20 protein-coding genes and 2 riboswitches are annotated in these 20163 nt (G+C 40.5%); of the genes, 19 read left to right on the top strand and 1 reads right to left on the bottom strand.

The window, feature by feature from the left end; genetic code table 11:
* The first annotated feature begins 222 nt into the window (after window positions 1-222).
* From V6C17_RS02230 to V6C17_RS02190, 9 genes are all read left to right on the top strand, one after another.
* Window positions 223-1392: an ABC transporter substrate-binding protein gene (locus tag V6C17_RS02230; protein ID WP_333520913.1), complete on the top strand. Its 1170-nt coding sequence runs from the start codon at window positions 223-225 to the stop codon at window positions 1390-1392.
* A gap of 237 nt (window positions 1393-1629) precedes the next feature.
* Window positions 1630-2799 (top strand): ABC transporter substrate-binding protein, encoded by a 1170-nt coding sequence (locus tag V6C17_RS02225; protein WP_333520911.1) that lies wholly within the window; start codon window positions 1630-1632, stop codon window positions 2797-2799.
* 259 nt (window positions 2800-3058) lie between these two features.
* Complete coding sequence (locus tag V6C17_RS02220) at window positions 3059-4216, top strand: ABC transporter substrate-binding protein (protein ID WP_442891427.1); 1158 nt, start codon at window positions 3059-3061, stop codon at window positions 4214-4216.
* A gap of 397 nt (window positions 4217-4613) precedes the next feature.
* On the top strand, window positions 4614-5510 hold the full coding sequence (locus tag V6C17_RS02215; protein ID WP_333520909.1) for a branched-chain amino acid ABC transporter permease: 897 nt from the start codon (window positions 4614-4616) through the stop codon (window positions 5508-5510).
* Between the two features lie 10 nt (window positions 5511-5520).
* Window positions 5521-6474 carry a branched-chain amino acid ABC transporter permease gene (locus V6C17_RS02210; protein ID WP_333520908.1) on the top strand — a complete coding sequence of 318 codons (954 nt, stop codon included), beginning with the start codon at window positions 5521-5523 and terminating at the stop codon, window positions 6472-6474.
* Window positions 6461-7228 (top strand): ABC transporter ATP-binding protein, encoded by a 768-nt coding sequence (locus V6C17_RS02205; RefSeq protein ID WP_333520907.1) that lies wholly within the window; start codon window positions 6461-6463, stop codon window positions 7226-7228. Before V6C17_RS02210 ends, V6C17_RS02205 begins: the two co-directional genes overlap by 14 nt.
* Window positions 7228-7932: an ABC transporter ATP-binding protein gene (locus tag V6C17_RS02200; protein ID WP_333520906.1), complete on the top strand. Its 705-nt coding sequence runs from the start codon at window positions 7228-7230 to the stop codon at window positions 7930-7932. The genes V6C17_RS02205 and V6C17_RS02200 overlap by 1 nt, the downstream gene beginning before the upstream one ends.
* Before the next feature lie 296 nt (window positions 7933-8228).
* Window positions 8229-8873 (top strand): CBS domain-containing protein, encoded by a 645-nt coding sequence (locus V6C17_RS02195; RefSeq protein WP_333520905.1) that lies wholly within the window; start codon window positions 8229-8231, stop codon window positions 8871-8873.
* A 53-nt stretch (window positions 8874-8926) separates the two neighbouring features.
* Window positions 8927-9007, top strand: a riboswitch (NiCo riboswitch).
* Between the two features lie 95 nt (window positions 9008-9102).
* On the top strand, window positions 9103-10029 hold the full coding sequence (locus tag V6C17_RS02190) for a cation diffusion facilitator family transporter (RefSeq protein ID WP_333520904.1): 927 nt from the start codon (window positions 9103-9105) through the stop codon (window positions 10027-10029).
* A gap of 60 nt (window positions 10030-10089) precedes the next feature.
* On the opposite strand, the gene V6C17_RS02185 is transcribed toward V6C17_RS02190, so the two are convergent.
* Window positions 10090-10719: a hypothetical protein gene (locus V6C17_RS02185; protein ID WP_333520903.1), complete on the bottom strand. Its 630-nt coding sequence runs from the start codon at window positions 10717-10719 to the stop codon at window positions 10090-10092.
* A 168-nt stretch (window positions 10720-10887) separates the two neighbouring features.
* Between V6C17_RS02185 and selD the strand changes: the two genes are divergently transcribed.
* The 10 genes from selD to rpsF all read left to right on the top strand — a co-directional run bounded on the left by selD (window position 10888) and on the right by rpsF (window position 20154).
* The gene (selD, locus tag V6C17_RS02180; RefSeq protein WP_442891421.1) at window positions 10888-11916 is read left to right on the top strand and encodes a selenide, water dikinase SelD; all 1029 of its coding nucleotides are present in this window, start codon (window positions 10888-10890) and stop codon (window positions 11914-11916) included.
* On the top strand, window positions 11906-12496 hold the full coding sequence (gene yedF / locus V6C17_RS02175; protein ID WP_333520902.1) for a sulfurtransferase-like selenium metabolism protein YedF: 591 nt from the start codon (window positions 11906-11908) through the stop codon (window positions 12494-12496). Before selD ends, yedF begins: the two co-directional genes overlap by 11 nt.
* Window positions 12459-12782 carry a DUF3343 domain-containing protein gene (locus V6C17_RS02170; RefSeq protein ID WP_333520901.1) on the top strand — a complete coding sequence of 108 codons (324 nt, stop codon included), beginning with the start codon at window positions 12459-12461 and terminating at the stop codon, window positions 12780-12782. Before yedF ends, V6C17_RS02170 begins: the two co-directional genes overlap by 38 nt.
* A 23-nt stretch (window positions 12783-12805) precedes the next feature.
* Window positions 12806-13615 (top strand): mechanosensitive ion channel family protein, encoded by an 810-nt coding sequence (locus tag V6C17_RS02165; RefSeq protein ID WP_333520900.1) that lies wholly within the window; start codon window positions 12806-12808, stop codon window positions 13613-13615.
* Between the two features lie 15 nt (window positions 13616-13630).
* Window positions 13631-13846 (top strand): DUF951 domain-containing protein, encoded by a 216-nt coding sequence (locus tag V6C17_RS02160; protein WP_333520899.1) that lies wholly within the window; start codon window positions 13631-13633, stop codon window positions 13844-13846.
* 51 nt (window positions 13847-13897) lie between these two features.
* Window positions 13898-13975: riboswitch (ZMP/ZTP riboswitch) on the top strand.
* 116 nt (window positions 13976-14091) lie between these two features.
* A complete protein-coding gene (pflB, locus tag V6C17_RS02155; protein ID WP_333520898.1) occupies window positions 14092-16314 on the top strand; it encodes a formate C-acetyltransferase in 2223 nt (740 codons plus the stop codon).
* Window position 16315: 1 nt separating this feature from the next.
* Window positions 16316-17047: a pyruvate formate-lyase-activating protein gene (gene pflA, locus V6C17_RS02150; RefSeq protein ID WP_333520897.1), complete on the top strand. Its 732-nt coding sequence runs from the start codon at window positions 16316-16318 to the stop codon at window positions 17045-17047.
* 166 nt (window positions 17048-17213) lie between these two features.
* On the top strand, window positions 17214-18317 hold the full coding sequence (gene ychF / locus V6C17_RS02145) for a redox-regulated ATPase YchF (RefSeq protein WP_333520896.1): 1104 nt from the start codon (window positions 17214-17216) through the stop codon (window positions 18315-18317).
* Window positions 18318-18739: 422 nt separating this feature from the next.
* On the top strand, window positions 18740-19693 hold the full coding sequence (gene fliB / locus V6C17_RS02140) for a flagellin lysine-N-methylase (RefSeq protein ID WP_333520895.1): 954 nt from the start codon (window positions 18740-18742) through the stop codon (window positions 19691-19693).
* A 176-nt stretch (window positions 19694-19869) separates the two neighbouring features.
* Window positions 19870-20154, top strand: coding sequence for a 30S ribosomal protein S6 (gene rpsF, locus V6C17_RS02135; RefSeq protein WP_333520894.1), 285 nt, complete (start codon window positions 19870-19872; stop codon window positions 20152-20154).
* Window positions 20155-20163 lie beyond the last annotated feature (9 nt).

Here is a 20163-nt window from a genome sequence, read left to right as displayed (position 1 = left end):
CGAATGCATTACAAAAATCCAAAAAAAGTCGAAAAAATATTGTTGACACGGATATATGGGGGAATTTATAATAAAATCCATAGACAAAAATACAAACAGAGAGAACGGCAAGTAAAGATCTGTATGTAAATTTGTAAAGGCACAAGGATGTCTTAATCCTGTATTAATGCAATGTAATTATGTGTTTATTTCGGACTAATACTAAACTAGGGGGAGAAAAAGATGAAGAAAAAGTGGGTAAAAATGATTAGCCTGCTAGCTGGTGTGACAATGCTGGGCACCTTAGTAACAGGCTGCAGCAGTACATCCTCTACAAACGCAAAAGAAATTAAAATTGGTGCCAACTACGAGCTTACCGGAGGTATTGCAAACTTCGGTAACCAGACACTTAATGGTATAAAGCTGGCTTTTAAAGAAGTAAATGCTAATGGCGGAGTTCTAGGAAAACAACTTGTGCTGGTAACGGCCGATAACAAATCTGAGCCATCTGAAGCTGCTAATGCAATTACGAAACTTATTACCCAAGATAAGGTAAAAGCAATTTTGGGCCCTGTGTCCAGTTCTAATGTTCTGGCAACAACTCAAATTGCTCAAGATAATAAGGTACCAGTTATTACTGCAACAGCTACTAACCCAAAAGTTACTTTTGACAATGGTCAAGTGAAATCGCAAATCTTCCGCTCTTGCTTCATTGACCCGTTCCAAGGTACTGTGATGGCAAATTTTGCAGTTAAATCCGCTAAGGCTAAAACAGCTGCAATCTATATTGATAACAGCTCTGACTATTCAAAAGGTCTTGCGCAATTCTTCGAAGAGGGCTTTGTTAAAAATGGTGGTACTATCGTAGCTAAAGAAGCGTTCCTACAAAAGGACCAAGACTTCAAAGCTACTTTAACCAAAATCAAAGCAACTAACCCTGATGTAATCTTCATCCCAGCATACTATGAAGAAGTTGGTAAGATTGTAAAGCAAGCTCGTGAACTTGGTATTAACCAACCATTGCTTGGAACTGATGGATGGGATGATCCTAAACTTGTTGAAATCGCTGGTGCTGCGGCTCTAAATAATGGATTCTTCAGCAATCACTATTCTCCACAAGATACAGATCCAAACGTTGTGAAATTCGTTGAAGCTTACAAAAAAGAGTATGGTCAAGAGCCTAGTGCTTTAGCCGCTCTTGGTTATGACTCAGCTCTTATGCTTATCGATGCAATCAAACGCGCTGGAAGCGATGAGCCTGCTAAAATTCGTGAAGCTCTTGAGCAAACTAAGAATCTTCAAGTTAGCACTGGTTTGATAACTCTAGATGCTAACCACAACCCAGTTAAGAGTGCTGTTGTTATTGAAATGAAAGACGGTAAACAATCCTTTAAAGAAAAAGTTAATCCATAACAAGATTACGTGATTTAACCAGGGATAAGGCATATGCCTTATCCCTGGTTTTATTTTTTACGAATTACATGTTGACATGTTTACACATTAACACTATAATGTGTTCTATGGATAAACATTACTCTGCTAAGTGTTTCTGGAATAGTCACTTGGATTGTAATGTTGTAAAATGAATCGGCTGCTGTGTGATAGTATAAGTTACACAAAATGCTTATTTTTATTTAGGAGGTCAAGGAAATGTCTAAAAAGTGGTTATCGTATGTTGGACTTATTTGTATCATTGTTATGATTAGCAGCTTAGTGGTAGGCTGCGGTGGAAAAACTGCAACTAATTCGACCGATATTAAAATTGGTGCAAATATCGAGTTGACTGGAAGTGTAGCAAACTACGGGCAGCAGGCGTTATCTGGCTTGAAACTTGCGGTTAAGGAAGTTAATGCTGCGGGAGGCGTTCACGGAAAGCAAGTTACACTAGTTGTGGCAGATAATAAATCAGAGCCATCCGAAGCTACAAATGCAACAACCAAACTGATTACTCAAGATAAAGTGGTTGCTATAGTTGGGCCGGCAGTAAGTTCGAACTTTCTAGCAGCTATCCAAGTAGCTCAGGATAACAAAATACCTGCATTAACACCTACTGGTACTAATGACAAAATCACTGTTGAAAATGGAAAAGTAAGACCATATAGTTTCCGCTCTTGCTTTACAGATCCATTCCAGGGAACAGTTATGGCAACATTTGCAGCCAATTCCTTAAAAGCTAAAACGGCTGCAATATATATTGACAGCAGCTCAGACTACTCAAAGGGTCTGGCTGAAGTATTTGAAAAAGTATTTACTCAAAATGGTGGTAAAATAGTTGCCAAGGAAGCTTACTTACAAAAAGACAGTGACTTTAGAGCAGCTCTAACTAAGCTTAAAGCAGCAAATGCTGAAACGATCTTTATTCCTGGCTACTATGAAGAAGTAGGAAAAATAGCAAAACAAGCCCGCGAAATGGGAATTAACGTTCCGCTATTGGGTACAGACGGCTGGACAGATAGCAAATTAGTTGAAATCGCTGGCGTAGATGCATTAAACAACAGCTATTACAGCAATCACTTTTCGGCACAAGATACTGACCCAAATGTAGCTAAATTTGTTGAAGCATACAAAAAAGAATATGGTAAAGAGCCAAACGTTTTCGCAGCATTAGGATATGATGCAGGTTTACTAATGATAGATGCAATTAAACGTGCAGGAAGTGCAGATCCGCAAAAAATCCGTGATGCTTTAGAGCAGACTAAGAACTTCCAAGCTAGCACTGGCATACTTTCTCTAGATGCAAATCATAATCCGGTTAAAACAGCGTTTATATTAGAGCGCAAAAACGGTGTTGAAACGTTCAGAGAAAAAATCAATCCATAAGATTATGAATAGGTAAAAGGATAAGCAGCTGCTTATCCTTTTTACCACTTAAAACACTAAATTATAAAAGCTTAGGGGAATCTGGTATACATAGAATATACTCTGTAAATGTATTGACAGAGTGAACAATCCTCCCTATAATTACAAATATACGCACACATATATACGTGTGTAGTGGACATGCACCGCTAGTGTCTTGCCAAGATGTACAACGGTGTATTCAATCGAAACGGGAGGGAAAAGAATGTTTACTGGAAAAATGCAGAGAACGGTTTGTATCTTTGTAGCGATTGCTATGTTTGCAGTCTTACTATCAGGATGCGGCGGTCAGCAGTCTGCTGACGTAATCAAGCTAGGCGCTAACCTCGAAATGACCGGAAATAATGCAACGTTCGGACAATCAGCATCAAATGGTGCTAAACTTGCTATTAAAGAAGTAAATGCAAAAGGCGGCGTATTAGGTAAGCAGTTAAGCCTAGTTGTTGCTGATAACAAAAGTGAAGCAGCTGAGGCTGCCAATGCAATGCAAAAACTTATAACTCAAGATAAAGTTGCTGCAGTGATTGCCCCTATTGCTTCTTCCAGCGTAATCGCAGGTGCGCAAGTAAATATGGACAATAAGGTTTTGGCTATTAGTCCTACAGCTTCAAACCCTAAGGTTACAGTTGATCCTAATACCGGAAAAGTTCGTGACTACTTGTTCCGAGCAGCTTTCATTGATCCGTTCCAAGGATCAGTAATGGCTAACTTCGCAACGAAAACTTTGACTGCGAAAAAAGCAGCATTATATATCGATAATTCCAGTGATTACGCAAAAGGTTTAGGTCAATTCTTTAAAGAAACGTTTGTAAAGAATGGCGGAACTATAGTTGCTGAAGAAGCTTATCTTGCTAAAGATACTGATTTTAAAGCAACTTTAACTAAGCTTAAAGCGGCTAACCCTGATGTAATTTTTGTGCCTGGCTACTACCAGGAAGTAGGAATGATAATTAAGCAAGGTCGTGAATTAGGTCTTAACGCACCATTTCTTGGTGGAGATGGCTGGGATTCAGCAAAACTTCCAGAAATTGCTGGAGGGCAAGCTCTGAATAACACATATTTCGCTAACCACTACTCACCAGATGATAACAGCCCAGCTATCAAATCTTTTGTAGAAGCATACAAAAAAGAGTATGGGCAAACACCTGATGCTTTCGCTGCTTTAGCGTATGATGCGACAATGATGGTAATTGAGTCAATCAAACGCGCTAACAGCCCTGATCCTGTGAAAATTAAAGATGAGCTGGCTAAGACAAAAGACTACCCGGCAGTATCTGGTATAATTACTTTAAATGCAACTCATGACGCTGTTAAGAGTGCGGTAATTATCGAAATGAAAGATGGAAAGCAAACTTTCAAAGAAAAGATTAATCCTTAATTAACGATGGCAAGTAAAGGGTAAGGCGATCGCCTTGCCCTTTATGTATGTTAACAGGATTATAAACTATCAATGCCTGACCTTTTAGCTCCCCACCTGAACGAGACTTATGTGTTTACAAGAGAGACAAAAAATATTAATATTGCTAAAATGTATTGACAGTTAAGGACAACGCCGTTATAATAAACACGAATAGCATAGTAGCAAAGAACAAGGAAGTTCAGAGGGATAGCTGTAGTTTATGGAGACCTGGCGCCAGACAACAATGCGTGCTTAAGGTCTCTTGTTTTGTTACAGTGGTCCTGTCGGGTTAGACATTCGAGTAAGAATGTACTAATGCATGATATCAGCACATATTTAATGTATTAATAATTGATGTAACGGAGGGAAGAGAGAAATGGATTACTCATCTTTTACGCATCAACTAATTCAGCAGCTTATTAACGGCGTTTCACTCGGCAGTATATACGCCTTAATTGCACTGGGTTACACGATGGTATATGGAATCATTAAACTTATCAATTTCGCACACGGCGATATTTACATGCTAGGTGCATATGTAGGTTTCTTTGCAACAGCTGTATTTAAAATGTCTTTTATCCCAGCTCTCATAACGGCAATGATTGCGGCAGCAGCTGCAGGAATGATTATTGAAAGGCTTGCATATCGACCGCTTCGAAACGCTCCGAAAATAGCAGTACTTATCACTGCGATTGGCGTTTCGTTACTTCTAGAGTACGGCGGAATGCTGCTGGTATCACCACAGCCTCGTACTTTCCCGGCAGTATTTGAAGCTCAAACATATAATATTGGCGGATTTATCGTTAACAATCAACAGGTTGTAATTTTAGCGGTATCAATTATTTTAATGGTTGTCTTAACCTATGTTGTTAATAAAACTATGGTAGGAAAAGCAATGAGAGCAGTATCTTTTGATACCGATGCGGCTCGCTTGATGGGGATAGATGTTAACCGCGTAATATCCTTCACTTTCGGTATAGGATCAGCTTTAGCGGCAGCAGCTGGTGTTCTTGTAGGTGTATATTACAACTCTATAGATCCTTTAATGGGAATTATGCCTGGTCTTAAGGCATTCGTAGCAGCAGTATTAGGCGGTATCGGCGTAATACCTGGGGCTATGGCAGGTGGAATTATTCTTGGCGTTATTGAAGCTTTAGTGAGCGGATTTATTTCATCTACTTTCCGTGACGCCGCGGCCTTTGCCATTCTGATTATAATATTGCTGTTCAAGCCATCAGGCCTTTTTGGCAAGAACGTGCGTGAGAAAGTGTAGGTGACAGTTAATGAAGGCAACAACTAAAAAAGATTTACTGTCCCTGGGCGCCTGTGTAGTTGTATTTGCAGTATTTCAGACTTTAATGGAACTCGACATCATAGGGCCATTCTGGCAGCTTAATCTAGTATTAATCGGTATAAATATTATCCTGGCGACAAGCCTCAACTTAATCAACGGCTTTACTGGTCAGTTTTCTATCGGCCATGCCGGCTTTATGGCAGTTGGCGCTTATGTTAGTGCCGTGCTGACAGTTAAAATGCAGCTTCCGTTCCTTGTAGCAATTGCTGGTGGAGCATTAGGAGCTGGTTTCCTCGGCTTTGTAATTGGTTTACCGACCTTACGCTTAAAAGGTGACTACCTGGCGATAGCTACTCTTGGTCTAGGAGAAATTATCCGCATTACCATATTAAACATTCCTTATGTTGGCGGTGCGTCAGGCTTTATGGGAATACCACGCTACACTAACTTTATGTGGGTTTTCATTTTGGCAGTTTTTACAGTGTACTTCATTAAAAACCTGATAAACTCATCTCATGGTCGTGCTTGCATATCAATTCGTGAAAACGAGATAGCAGCAGAGGCTATGGGTATCGATACTACAAAATATAAAGTGCTTGCGTTCACTATAGGTGCTGCATTTGCCGGTGTTGCCGGAGCGTTATTCTCGCATTACTTCTATATTGCTCACCCTGCATCATTCACTTTTATGAGATCTTTTGATATTTTAACAATGGTTGTTTTAGGCGGATTGGGCAGTCTTACAGGCTCAATTACGGCAGCTATCCTATTGACCTTTGTGTCGGCAGCATTAGCAAGCTACCCAGAATTCCGGATGATTATCTATTCGATTGTATTGATAATTCTTATGATTTATCGTCCACAAGGACTGTTTGGCAATAAAGAACTCAGCCTGAAAATGTTTACTCGTGCTAAAGGAGGTGCCAAACATGACGCTGCTTAAAGCAAGTAAGCTCTCGAAAGTATTTGGCGGTCTAAAAGCAGTATCCAATTTTGATGTCGAAATTAACCAAGGCGAACTTGTTGGTCTTATTGGTCCGAATGGCGCGGGCAAAACAACAGCCTTTAACCTATTGACTGGAGTTTATGAACCGACTACTGGTACCATTGATTTTGACGGTAAAAGTCTGCTCGGCCTTAAACCATACCAAATAACACAAACTGGTGTTGCTAGAACTTTTCAGAACATTCGTCTTTTCTCTGAATTGAGTGTTCTTGATAATGTAAAAATTGCATACCACTCTCATGTTAAATATGGCCTTTTGGAATCAGTTTTGCGTATTGGGCGTTATTTTAGTGAAGAAGAAGAAATCGAACAAAAAGCTCTTCGCTTTTTAGATGTTTTTAAACTGACCCATAAGAAAGATGAGATTGCTAAAAATCTGCCTTATGGTGAACAACGCCGACTGGAAATTGCCCGTGCGCTAGCGGCTCAGCCAAAGCTTCTGCTTCTTGACGAGCCGGCTGCCGGAATGAACCCACAAGAAACTCATGAGCTCATGGAAATGATTCGCTGGATACGTAAAGAGTTTGATCTAACTATCTTGCTTATCGAGCACGATATGAGCCTGGTTATGGGAGTATGTGAGCGTATTTACGTACTTGAATATGGCAGTATTATTGCTCACGGTACGCCACACGAAATTAAAAATAATCCACGGGTTATTGAGGCTTACCTTGGGGAAGAGGTGCACTGATGCTTAAGGTAGATAATATTAATGTATACTATGGTGCGATTCATGCAATAAAGGGGATCAGCATTGAGGTAAACGAGGGCAAAATAGTAACCCTAATTGGGGCTAATGGTGCAGGAAAAAGTACCATTTTGAGAACTATTTCTGGCTTATTGAAGCCTAAGTCTGGTCAAATCAATTTTGAAGGCAAAAACATAGCTGGTATACCAGCTCAAGATATTGTCCGACTTGGCATCTCCCAAGTGCCAGAAGGACGCCGAGTGTTTGCCAATATGACAGTTCTTGAAAACCTTGAGCTTGGAGCGTATATTCGCTCTGACAAAAAAGGCATCAAGGAAGATATGGAAGTCGTTTTTAAACGTTTCCCGCGTTTGTCCGAGCGTCTTACTCAGCTGGCCGGAACACTTAGTGGCGGCGAACAGCAAATGCTGGCAATGGGGCGTGCCTTAATGAGCCGTCCGCGTCTTTTACTTTTGGATGAACCTTCTATGGGCTTGGCTCCGCTTTTAGTAAAAGAAATTTTCTCGATTATCAAAGATATAAATGCTACGGGTACAACAGTACTATTGGTTGAGCAAAATGCAAATATGGCTCTTTCAATTGCTAACAACGCTTATGTTCTTGAAACAGGCAGAATAACACTGTCGGGCGATGCAAAAGAATTGGCTGCCAGTGAAGAAGTTAGAAAAGCATATTTGGGCGGATAGCCTTAATGGTAAGCAGCAGCTGCTCAGTCAGCTGCTGCTTTTTTTATAGCCAATATCATTTTATCGCTAAGCCTATTTTGCTTTGATTGAACATATATTTATATCATTTGAATTTAATTCTGGTTGCCTATGCCATGAGGGTGGAACTCCATCTGAATTTCTGGTCATCGGATAAATAAAATCTAAAGAAAGGGGGTTACGAAAAGAGCATTTTCTAATTTTATAATGACAATATAATCCATGTATTATATAATAAAGTTAAGAAAATTCAGGTAATAGCGAGAGGAGCGATAGTTATGTTTATAGCTAATAGAATGACAGCAAATCCTATTACAATATCACCTTTGACAACAGTAGCCGATGCTTCCGAACTTATGCGTAAAAATAAATTTCGCCGTTTGCCGGTAGTAGATAAAGGTAAAATTGTCGGCATAGTAACAGACCGTGACTTAATGGAGGTATCGCCATCGCCGGCGACCACGCTTTCAATATTTGAGCTAAACTATCTGCTGGCCAAAATGCAGGTAAAAGATATAATGACTAAAGAGGTTGTGACGATTGCTTCTGATGCCACGGTCGAAGAAGCCGCTTTGGTAATGTATAATACAAGAGTTGGCGGACTTCCAGTCCTTGATAGCGACGGTAAGGTAGTGGGCATAATAACAGAGACAGACATATTCAAATGCTTTGTTGATATTATGGGACTGCCGAGTGGCAAAACTCGGATAACTATTGACGTTACTGATAAAATCGGTGTCATTCATGAAATTACCGAGGTGTTTGCTGAGATGGGCGTAAATATCAGCAGTATGGCTACATATACTCTTCCTGGTGGGCAAGGTGAATTGGTTATTCGTGCTGACGCTGATCATATTGAGAATTTACTGCAAAAACTCTCAGACAAAGGATATCCGGTGAATCACGCTGTAAAAATCGGGTAAAAACTAAGAATTGTAAGTGTAATATATTTACACCAATTTCTCTGTATGATAATATAATGTAATAGGATCAGGCGGCCAGAGTTTATCGGTGCAGCCGGGCGCGTAAGCAGCAGTTATCAACCTGCGGGACCTAATGGTTTCGCAGGTTTTTTATGTCCAAATTCATGTGTTTATTAATATTGGGAATATTATTGCTAGCGGGTTGTTCGTCGGCATAGGGGGGAGATTATTGGTTGGAGTAAATACAGAGTTAAAGAAAAACACTGCAAGACTATCAATAATATCTAATACTTTATTAGTGTTCTTAAAACTAATTGTAGGTTTACTTGCTGGTTCTGTTAGCATTATCTCTGAGGCAGCGCATTCGGCTGTTGACTTAGTTGCTGCTGTTGTCGCATATTACGCGGTTAAAAAGTCTGGTCAGCCACCCGATGGTAATCATGCTTATGGGCATGGTAAATTCGAAAACTTGTCAGGGGCCGTTGAAGCTCTGCTTATTGTGTTTGCGGCAATATGGATTGTATATGAAGCGGTAGAAAAATTCCACGCGGCAACAGTTCCTGAATATCTGGAGTATGGCATTATAATAATGATAATATCAATAGTGGTAAATTACTGGGTATCAGGAAAGCTTCTAAAGGTAGCACGTGAAACTGAATCTCAAGCCCTGGAAGCTGACGCTCTGCACTTACGTGCCGATATTTGGACTTCTGCCGGTGTGTTGATAGGATTAGCAGTTATTAAATTTACCGGTTGGAGCTGGGTGGATCCTGTTATCGCGATTGTAGTAGCAATAATAGTGTTTAAGGCTGGCTATAGTATGACTGTGAAAAGCGTGAGAGAGCTGACTGACGTAAGTTTACCAGATGAGGAAGAAAGGCTTATTGGCGATATTGTTAACAGGCATGCCGGAGTACTTGCCTTTCATCAGCTTCGTACCCGTAGATCGGGAAGCTATCGGCTAATAGATATGCATTTAGTACTGCATAAAGATATGCACTTAGACAAGGCGCATGCCATTTGCGATCAGATAGAGGCTGAAATAAAGAACCAATTGGGACTATGTGATGTTGTAATTCATATCGAACCTTGTGATTATCACGAAGGATTTGGGTATTGTCCTATTCCTGGCAGTCTTAAACCGAAGGATGATTAAGTAACAAAGTGGCGGCCCCTCCTTTTGGAAGGACCGCCTTTAATCGTTATGTAAGGAAACCTATAGATCATCACTGCATTGGTCTTGATATGTATTTAAATTACTATCCTGAACAGGAATAATAAGTCCGGCTTGAATAAGAATATCTTTAAGAACTTCACTGTCAATTGTGAAGCATTCACCTTTAGTAGTCGCTGTCGGAGTTGCTGCAACGGGAGGAATGGGTTCAGTTGAAACCGCTGTTGTAGCAGGTGCTGGAGCAGCGGGTTTAGGGCAAGGGACAATACATGATGGGTCAACTTGGACAGGAGGGCAAAAGCAGGGGGGTTCATAACAGCAAGTTTTTAGAATTCGCCTAAGTACCTCAAGTTCAATAATCTGTTCAACCGTTGTTTCCTCGACTGGGTCTTGAGCTAAGCTGAAAATATCAATCGGTGCGCAGGTAACACTCAAAAACTCGGCAAGAAATTTAATTTTGCAGCATAGTAGCTCAAGCAATATATCAATAAGGGTACCCGTACGGTCATACCTAATAACGGCCCGCTCAAAAACCTCAAAAGGCACACCCGGAGTTCGACTAATTTCCTCAGCCGACCCAACTAAGAGCCGATATGAGCTTACAATAGAAGTTAGGTTTGGCACAATTGCGTTTACATCAGCTATAATTGTATTAAGGATTGGTGTTGCCATATAAACCACCTCTTTTGGAATTGCTACGCCATTATATGCAGAACAAAGCAAATTTGTTTTAGGAAATTCATTAAGAGGAGTTTTTAGATCATGGTATAATTATGAAAGAATAGCTAATAATTGAAGGATATTATTATGCTATATTTGGTAATGCAAGGAGGGGTAAGGATGATTAAGTTAACGCAATTTACTCGCAGTGGTGGTTGAGCCGCTAAAGTTGGCCCAGGGGCCTTGGCACACGTGCTGTGTCAGTTACCAAAACAAACTAACCCCAATTTACTAGTAGGTTTTGAGACCTCCGATGATGCTGGTGTTTATAAACTAAACGACAGTACCGCTTTAATCCAAACCCTCGATTTTTTTACCCCGATTGTTGATGATCCATATATGTTTGGGCAGATTGCTGCCGCCAATAGTTTAAGTGATGTCTATGCAATGGGCGGAAAACCGCTTACCGCTATGAATATAGTTGGCTTTCCAATGTGCAGTTTGCCGGGTGAAGTGTTATTAGCAATTTTAAAAGGCGGCCAGGATAAAGTAGCTGAGGCAGGAGCTATTATTGTCGGTGGGCATACTGTAGATGATAAGGAACCCAAATATGGCCTAAGTGTCACGGGAGTAGTTCATCCGAATAAGATATTAACCAACTCTGGGGCGAAACCAGGTGATATGCTAATTATTACTAAAGCAATCGGTACAGGAGTGCTTGCCACTGCAGCAAAGGCTGATATGTTCGGAAATGGTGTAGCTGCAGCTATAAAGAGTATGGCAGCATTAAATCAAGTTGCTGCTGAAATATGTTCCAAATATAATATAAATGCGTGCACCGATGTAACTGGTTTTGGCTTGTTAGGTCATGTATATGAGATGGCAGCTGGAAGCGCAGTTAAGGTGAATATAAATTCGTCAGCAATACCCCTACTGCCTGAGGCAGATGAGGCTGCAGGAATGGGATTTGTTCCAGGAGGAGCATATACAAACCGCGAATACTTAAAAAAGGTATCTTTCGAAAAATGCGTACCCGAATACCTCCGTGATTTATGCTTTGATCCACAGACTTCAGGGGGGCTGCTGCTGAGTGTACCGAAAAAAGAAGCAGATGAGCTGCTACGTGAGCTTAGGCAAGCTGGCATAGAGGAAGCTGAAGTTATAGGTGAAATTACAGCAACAGGAAAAGGTGAGATATATGTCTATTAATATTGATGCAAGAGGACTAGCCTGCCCCCAGCCAGTAATAGCTGCAAAGAAGGCTTTGGATAGTGTTTCGGATGGTCAAGTTATTGTCATAGTCGATAACTTAGTAGCTAAAGAAAATGTTCAAAAATTAGCTCTTGCTAATAAGTGTGAAGTAAACATTGATCAGCAAGGGGAGCATTATTACATATCAATAGCCAAAGGTAATGCTTCGGATGTGCCAGCGCCATTAAACAAAGAAAAACTAACTGAAACAGTATATTTATTTACTAAAAATACTCTGGGACAAGGTAAGGACGAGCTTGGCGCGGTTCTAATTAAAGCATTTATGTACACGCTTATTGAACGTAAGCCATATCCTAAAACGATAATGTTTATAAACTCTGCGGTATTGCTTACTGTAAGTGACTCACCGGTAATAGAACATCTGATGCAGCTTGAAAAAGCCGGGGTTGAGATTCTTTCTTGCGGTACGTGCCTTGATTATTATCAGCTCAAGGACAAACTTAGCGTAGGCTCAGTAACAAATATGTACACGATATTAGATGAGCTGTCTGCTGCTTCAAAAGCAATTACCCTGTGAGGTGTTCAAGATTTTTTCAGAATATGACCATTTAGTTACTTTTTCTTCGGTCCATCATGCTATAAGGACGGAAAAACTGTTGGAAAACGCCGGAATAAGAGTTGCCGCAATTCCTACTCCGCGTGAAATTAGTGTCAGTTGCGGACAGTGCCTGCTGTTTAAAAGCCAAGATAAGCTGAAGGTATTCGAGGTAATTCAGCAAAATGACATTCTCTGGTCAAAATTATTTTCAAGACAGGCAGGCGGCAGTTATATTTTATTAGCCGATTTTGGGGATAAAGGCTAAAGGCAGGAAGAGAGGTATTGGTATTGGATACACTAAGTACGGACTTTCTATTATCCGCCGGAAATAAAGCTTTAAGGATAGTTATTATCCTTGTTGTGACAACTCTCGTCCTGAGGTTTTTCCGAATAATTGTTGAGCGGCTCTTTGTTCCCCAGGTTGGCGGTCGGACGTTTTACTTTGATGAAAGAAGAGCCAGGACGCTAAGTATTTTACTGCAAAGCATTATCCGGTATGTGATCTACTTTATTGCGATTATATTAGTACTGCAAGAGTTTCATATTGATACAACTTCGCTAGTTGCTGGTGCTGGGGTATTGGGCTTGGCGATAGGTGTAGGGGCCCAAAGCTTAATTAGAGACCTTATCACAGGTTTTTTCGTCATTCTGGAAGACCAATATGCTGTTGGAGACTATATTGCCAGTGGTGATATGAGTGGAACCGTTGAAGAGATTGGTTTTCGCGTAACTAAGTTAAGGGATGCTAATGGTGTATTACACACAATTCCGCATGGCCTGATTACAAAAACGACTAACTACAGCAGAGGGCATATGCAAGCAGTTGTTACGCTGCCACTAAGTTATGATGCAGATCTTAGCAATGTGTTTAAGCTGCTAGAGCAGGCCTGCATAGAGGTAGGAAGCAGTATGCCTGAAATTATCGAGGGACCAAAAGTTGTAGGAGTTGTGGAGTTTCGGCCTGCAGAATTAATTATAAAGGTATCAGCTAAAACTGTTCCGTTACAGCAAGCTAAGGTGGAAACAGCGTTGAGATACCGCGTTAAAGAGTTGTTTGATTCAGCTGGTATACGGATGGCTAGTCCAGCAGCAAAATAGATTGGAAGTGGCAATATGAGTATAGTTCGGTATGAAGTCGGCGATATAGTTAAGATGAAAAAGACACATCCCTGCGGCTCTGATCGGTGGGAGGTTACACGCACAGGAATTGATTTTGGCATAAAATGCCTAGGTTGCGGTCGGTGGGTAATGGTTCCTCGACCTAAATTTGAAAAAGCTGTAAAAGCTATTCTGGAAAAAAAGTCGAATAATAACGAATCTCCGTCTTGACGTAACATGAGCGGTATTTTATAATTTAACTATAAATATTAAATGTAAATAAAAGCAATACAGAACTGGCGGATTAGTGGAGCACCACGTGGACTGTATTGTGTAAAGCCGACCGCCTGGGCAGTGTTTTTTGCTCAGGCGGTTTTTTGTCTCCTTTTAGGGAATTATAATTATAAATTCTTATTTGTGAGCAATTTCTGACTTAGCTGATAGCAATGTTTATTACAATAATGGAGGGGATTGCCATGAAGGCATGGAACGGATTTAAGGCTGGCAAGTGGCAGGAAAATATAGATGTACGAGATTTTATCCAGAATAACTATCATCCGTACACAAATAACGGCGACTTTTTAACTACAGCTACAGCTAAGACAGAAGCAGTTTGGGATAGGTGCCGAAAATTATTAATTGAAGAAAATGCTAAGGGTGTTCTTGACATAGATACTGAAGTTGTATGTACAATTACTTCCCATAAGCCGGGATATATTGAACAGCAAAATGAGGTAATTTTCGGACTTCAAACCGATGCTCCCTTACGCCGCGGTGTAATTGTGAATGGCGGCGTCAGAATGGCGGAGCAAGCTTGTGAAGAGTATGGTTATAAGTTGAATCCTCAAATAAGCGATATCTATCATAATCACTGCACAACTCACAATTCGGCTGTATTCAATGTTTATACTGATGAAATGCGCCAAGCGCGTAAACTAGGTGTAATTACTGGCTTGCCAGATGCATACGGCCGTGGGCGTATCATTGGTGATTATCGCAGGGTAGCATTATACGGGATAAATCGTCTTGTAGAAGAAAAACACATTGACTTAAAAGCGTTAGCAGCTCAGCCAATGTGTGAGTCAGTATTAAGAACCCGAGAAGAACTTGCAAAGCAAATTATCGCTTTGCGCGATATGGCTGTAATGGCAAAAAGTTATGGTTTTGATATAACAAGGCCCGCAGAAACTGCTCACGAGGCGGTTCAGTGGTTGTACTTTGGCTATTTGGCCGGTATTAAAGAACAAAATGGTGCAGCGATGTCCTTAGGCCGAGTTTCAACCTTTCTTGATATATATATAGAACGCGATTTGGCAGCAGGAGCTATTGACGAAACAGCGGCGCAGGAACTAATTGATCAAATGGTCATTAAGTTAAGACTGGCTCGTCACCTAAGAACCCCTGAATATAATGAGCTATTTGCCGGAGACCCGTTATGGGTTACTGAAGCAATCGGTGGAATGGGGCTGGATGGACGGACTCTTGTCACCAAAACTTCTTTCAGGATGCTTCACACTCTATATAATTTAGGGCCAGCACCTGAACCTAATCTAACTATTCTTTGGTCAGCAGACTTGCCGGAAAACTTTAAGCAGTTTTGCGCTCAAGTTTCAATTGATACAAGTGCAATTCAATATGAAAATGATGATATCATGCGACCAGTGTATGGTGATGATTATGCGATTGCTTGCTGTGTATCAGCTATGCAGGTCGGCAAACAGATGCAGTTTTTTGGAGCCCGCGCCAACCTTGCCAAAGCACTATTAATGGCAATTAACGGCGGTCGTGACGAGAACACAGGAGAGCAAGTTGCTCCGGCACTCTTGATACCACACGGTGATTTAGATTATGATACTGTTCGCCTAAATTATTCAAAAGTAATTGCGTGGTTGGCGGAATTATATGTTAATACCATGAATTTAATCCACTTTATGCATGATAAGTACGCTTATGAAGCATCACAGCTGGCATTACATGACAGTAAGATTGAAAGGCTTATGGCTTTTGGCATAGCAGGCTTATCAGTTGCAGCTGACTCTTTAAGTGCTATACGTTACGGCAAAGTTCGCGCGATCCGCAATGAACAAGGAATTGCTACTGGCTTTGAGGTAAGCGGGGAGTATCCATGCTTTGGCAATAATGACGAAAGAGTAGACAGTATTGCGCATGAGCTGACGGAAGAGTTTATTCGTGAACTCAGAAAACACCAGACTTATCGTGATGCTGTTCATACCTTATCTGTGTTAACAATAACTTCTAATGTTATGTATGGTAAAAAAACAGGTGCAACTCCTGATGGACGTCCAGCAGGGGAAGCTTTTGCCCCTGGCGCCAATCCAATGCATGGCCGTGATCGCCGCGGAGCATTAGCAGCTATTAGTTCAATAACAAGCTTGTGCTATGATAACTGCCGTGACGGTATCTCTTATACGTTTTCAATTGTGCCTGGCGCTCTAGGGAAGACGCGTGATATTCGTATACGTAATCTTGCTGCCGTCCTTGATGGCTATGCTGCCAATAATGGACATCATATTAATATAAACGTTTTTGATCGATCAATCTTAGAAGATGCAATGGCCCATCCAGAGGAATACCCACAGCTGACTATCCGTGTTTCAGGCTATGCTGTAAATTTTGTAAAACTCAGTCCGAACCACCAGCGTGAAGTTATAAAGCGGACATTTTATCAGGTAGTATGATATGAAAGCTTATTACCATTCAGTAGAGACCTTTGGCACAGTAGATGGGCGTGGAATCAGATATGTTCTTTTCTTGTCAGGCTGTACTCTCGGGTGTATCTTTTGCCACAATCCTGACACCTGGGCAAGTGGTGACAAGACTATTACGGTTGAAGAAGTTCTTAAGGATTTTACGAAATACCGAAGTTTCTATACCTCATCTGGCGGCGGAATAACAGTCAGCGGTGGAGAACCCTTGCTGCAAGCCGAATTCGTTGCCGAGCTATTTAAAGCTTGTCGTGAACAAGGCATTCATACAACACTTGATACGTCGGGCTATTGTTCAGAGCAAAACGCCGCGCTTGTTCTACCTTATGTCGATGAAGTTTTGTTTTGCTTGAAAGCTGCGACAGCCGAGAGCTACAAATCATTGACTTTAGCTGATAATACTAAAATATTAGCTAATCTTAATCACTTTGCGGCAAGTACAGAACTTAATATTCGCTATGTCATAATTCCTGATATTAATAATTCAGAAGAAGATATGATTAAGCTGGCCGAATTAATCAAAAGCCTGCCAAAGCAAGTACCGGTGGACCTGCTGCCATACCATAGCTTAGGGCGGGAAAAATGGGATAAACTTGGCATGCCTTATCAGCTAAGTGATGTGCCTGATGCTGAACTAAAGCATATTAATGAAGCCAAAAAAGTTTTAATAAATCAGGGCATTAATGTATTGGAGCATCATGTTTAAGGTGACAATATAACTGCAGGTCTTGCAATTCACAACTAGATATTCTACAATTAGAAAGACTTGGTGATAACCAAGTCTTTCTTTAAGGCATTTCTTGTAGGGATTTGCCAAGTGAAGTTGGCAAATTAAAATTACTATAGATTAAGATAAGGTGGAATAGAAAGTAATGAGTAATTTAGAAGTAGGTATTGTTGGACTTCCTAACGTTGGTAAGAGTACTTTATTTAATGCAATTACAAAGGCAGGAGCCGAAGCTGCAAACTATCCTTTTTGTACCATTGAGCCGAATGTAGGCGTTGTCGATGTTCCTGACGAGCGCTTAGCAAAACTTTTGGCAATGTATAATTCCAAAAGGGTTATCCCGGCAGCTGTTCGCTTTGTAGATATTGCTGGTTTGGTAAAAGGTGCTGCCCAAGGCGAAGGCTTAGGCAACAAATTTTTAGCACATATCCGTCAAGTAGATGCTGTTGCTCAAGTTGTTCGCTGCTTTAGCGACGAAAATATCACTCATGTTGAGGGTGCGCTTGATCCTCTTCGTGATATCGAAATAATCAACACCGAACTTTGCTTGGCTGATTTAGATACAGTTGAAAAAAGAATAGAGCGTACCCAAAAGCTGCTTAAAGGCGGGGACAAAAAGGCTCAAACCGAGCTTAATCTGTTACATCGCATTAAGGAAATGCTTGAACAGGCTTTGCCTGCTCGCCGTGTAGAGATGACTGATGACGAAGCGGCTCTTATTCGTGATCTAAGCTTATTGACATTAAAGCCAATATTATTCGTAGCTAACGTTGGCGAAGAGGAAGTAGCTACTCCTGATAATAATCCATATGTGCAAAAGGTTAAGGAATATGCCCTACAAGAAGGCGCAGAAGTAATCGCAGTATCGGCTAAAGTTGAGTCTGAAATAGCAGAACTTCCTGAAGAAGACGCTAAAGAATTCTTAGGAGAACTTGGCCTAGATGAATCAGGCTTAGATAAGCTGATTAAAGCATCGTTCAAACTTCTTGGTTTGATAACCTTCCTAACTGCAGGAGAACAAGAAGTGCGTGCTTGGACAATAACTAGAGGCACTAAGGCTCCGCAAGCAGGCGGTAAAATTCACAGTGATATCGAACGTGGCTTTATTAGAGCCGAGATTGTATCATTTGACGAACTAATGGCAGCGGGAAGCCATAATGCTGCACGCGAAAAAGGCCAAGTTCGTCTTGAAGGAAAAGAATATGTTATGAAAGACGGAGACGTTACGTACTTCCGCTTTAACGTATAATATCAAAAAACACTACCGCTCTAAACTTATAGCGGTAGTGTTTTTCATTTGGCAGCTAAATTCATGTTGTAGAGGTAGGTACTCGCTTAGAAGACACTTAAAAGTGCGCCTAGTACTGTTAGAAGCAGAATTCTAGAAATTACCCATATTTCTTGTGCGCCCATTTCTCTTCACCGCCTTAACAAATATTTCCGATTAACTCTTAATAATATTATACCCTACTCAGTATACAAAATACAATCTTAATATTGGGATTAATCAGACTATTTATCGTGAGATAATATCAAATCTAAATACCACTAAAACAGGATTTTTAGTGTTGGCATTGAAATAATGCTACGAAATATTAATTTGATTATGATATGCAGTTATTTTGAAAATTGCTAACGGTTTCACCGTTAAAAAAACTGAGAGGCAAACCCATGTATATCTATTTAGACTTAGTTGAGAACTTCGAATGCAAAATGTGTGGCACCTGCTGTCGGCGAAATTGGTTGGTAACAATTGATGAGCGCTCTTACCAGCGTAACTGGGAGCTTTTTAAGAGGCAAGGGCGGCAGTTGGAATTTAAAAAGGCTTTCGCTATAAATAGCGATCGAAGCCTACCCGAAGAGTTTGCTTGTATTACTAAAAAAACTAGTGGCGAGTGCTGGTTTCTAACAGATGCTAACCTATGTACTCTTCATAGTATGGCTGGGCATAGCCATTTGGATGCTGTTTGTCAAACTTTCCCAAGATATCCCATTAATAGCTCGAGAGGTATTGAGCTTACATTAAGTATGAGCTGTCCAAGTGTACTTGAGCAGCTTAACCGCGAGGAGCCGCTTAAGCTTATCAAAAATAATCGTCCACCCCTATCCTTTTTGCCCGAAACCTATGTAGAGCAAGTCTTTCCCAAGCAGAAACGGACATCTGATATATTGCACTATTACTTTGAAGTCGAACAGCATTTTATTGATATAATACAATGCCGCAATATGATGTTGAAAGAAAGAATAGATTTACTGGAAAAAACGATAGAGAAGCTTGAGAGCATTTCGATGAGCAGCGATATTGGAATGCAACTTAATAAGTTAATAAATAGAAACTACGACCTGATGGAAGACGAAAATGGCAAGAATGAAGTGCAAAACCACGCTGTCGATTTTATGATGGAACATTTTATGGTAAATTATATTTTTAAAAAGCCTTTTTATTCATATGGCTTAAAAACTGCTTTCAACTGGTTAAAATATTTTCACCATACATTTAATCAGGCGATAAGTGGGGCCGCCGATGGAGATCAGTTGGACTATGCTAAAAAGGTGATAATGGACTTAGAAGTGGAATATGGCCATAATCGTAGCGCCCTTAAAAATGGTTTTTGTGATATATAGAGATACGTAAAAAATTCCCAGATAAATATGTCGATTTTTTATTGTATTTGCTTGCGGATTCATCAGAAACAATGCTATAATATTGAAGTCTAAGGACAATCTAAGGTTTCAAATTTTATTTTGAACCTTCCCTGCTCCCAAAAGGGAGCCATAAGTCCACAGGAGGAGGTGTTTTCGTGAGAAAGTACGAAGTCATATTCATTATTAAGCCGGTTGATGAAGATACTATCAATAGCACTATTGCTAAATTTGAGAATATCGTAAAAAACAACGGCGGCAATATTGACAAGGTTGATCGTTGGGGCAAGAAACGTCTTGCTTATCCAGTAAAAGACATTAATGAAGGTTTTTACTGCCTATTCTACATTACAGCCGAGCCTAAAGTAGTTACTGAGCTTGACCGTGTAATGAAGATTACCGATGAGATCTTGAAACACATGATCGTTAAAGAAGACGAATAAGGCCAGGGG

Origin of the sequence: Dendrosporobacter sp. 1207_IL3150 (assembly GCF_036763085.1) — a bacterium.
In the GTDB taxonomy this organism is placed as follows: domain Bacteria; phylum Bacillota; class Negativicutes; order DSM-1736; family Dendrosporobacteraceae; genus JBAIYU01.
This window is presented reverse-complemented; position numbering and strand designations above follow the sequence as displayed.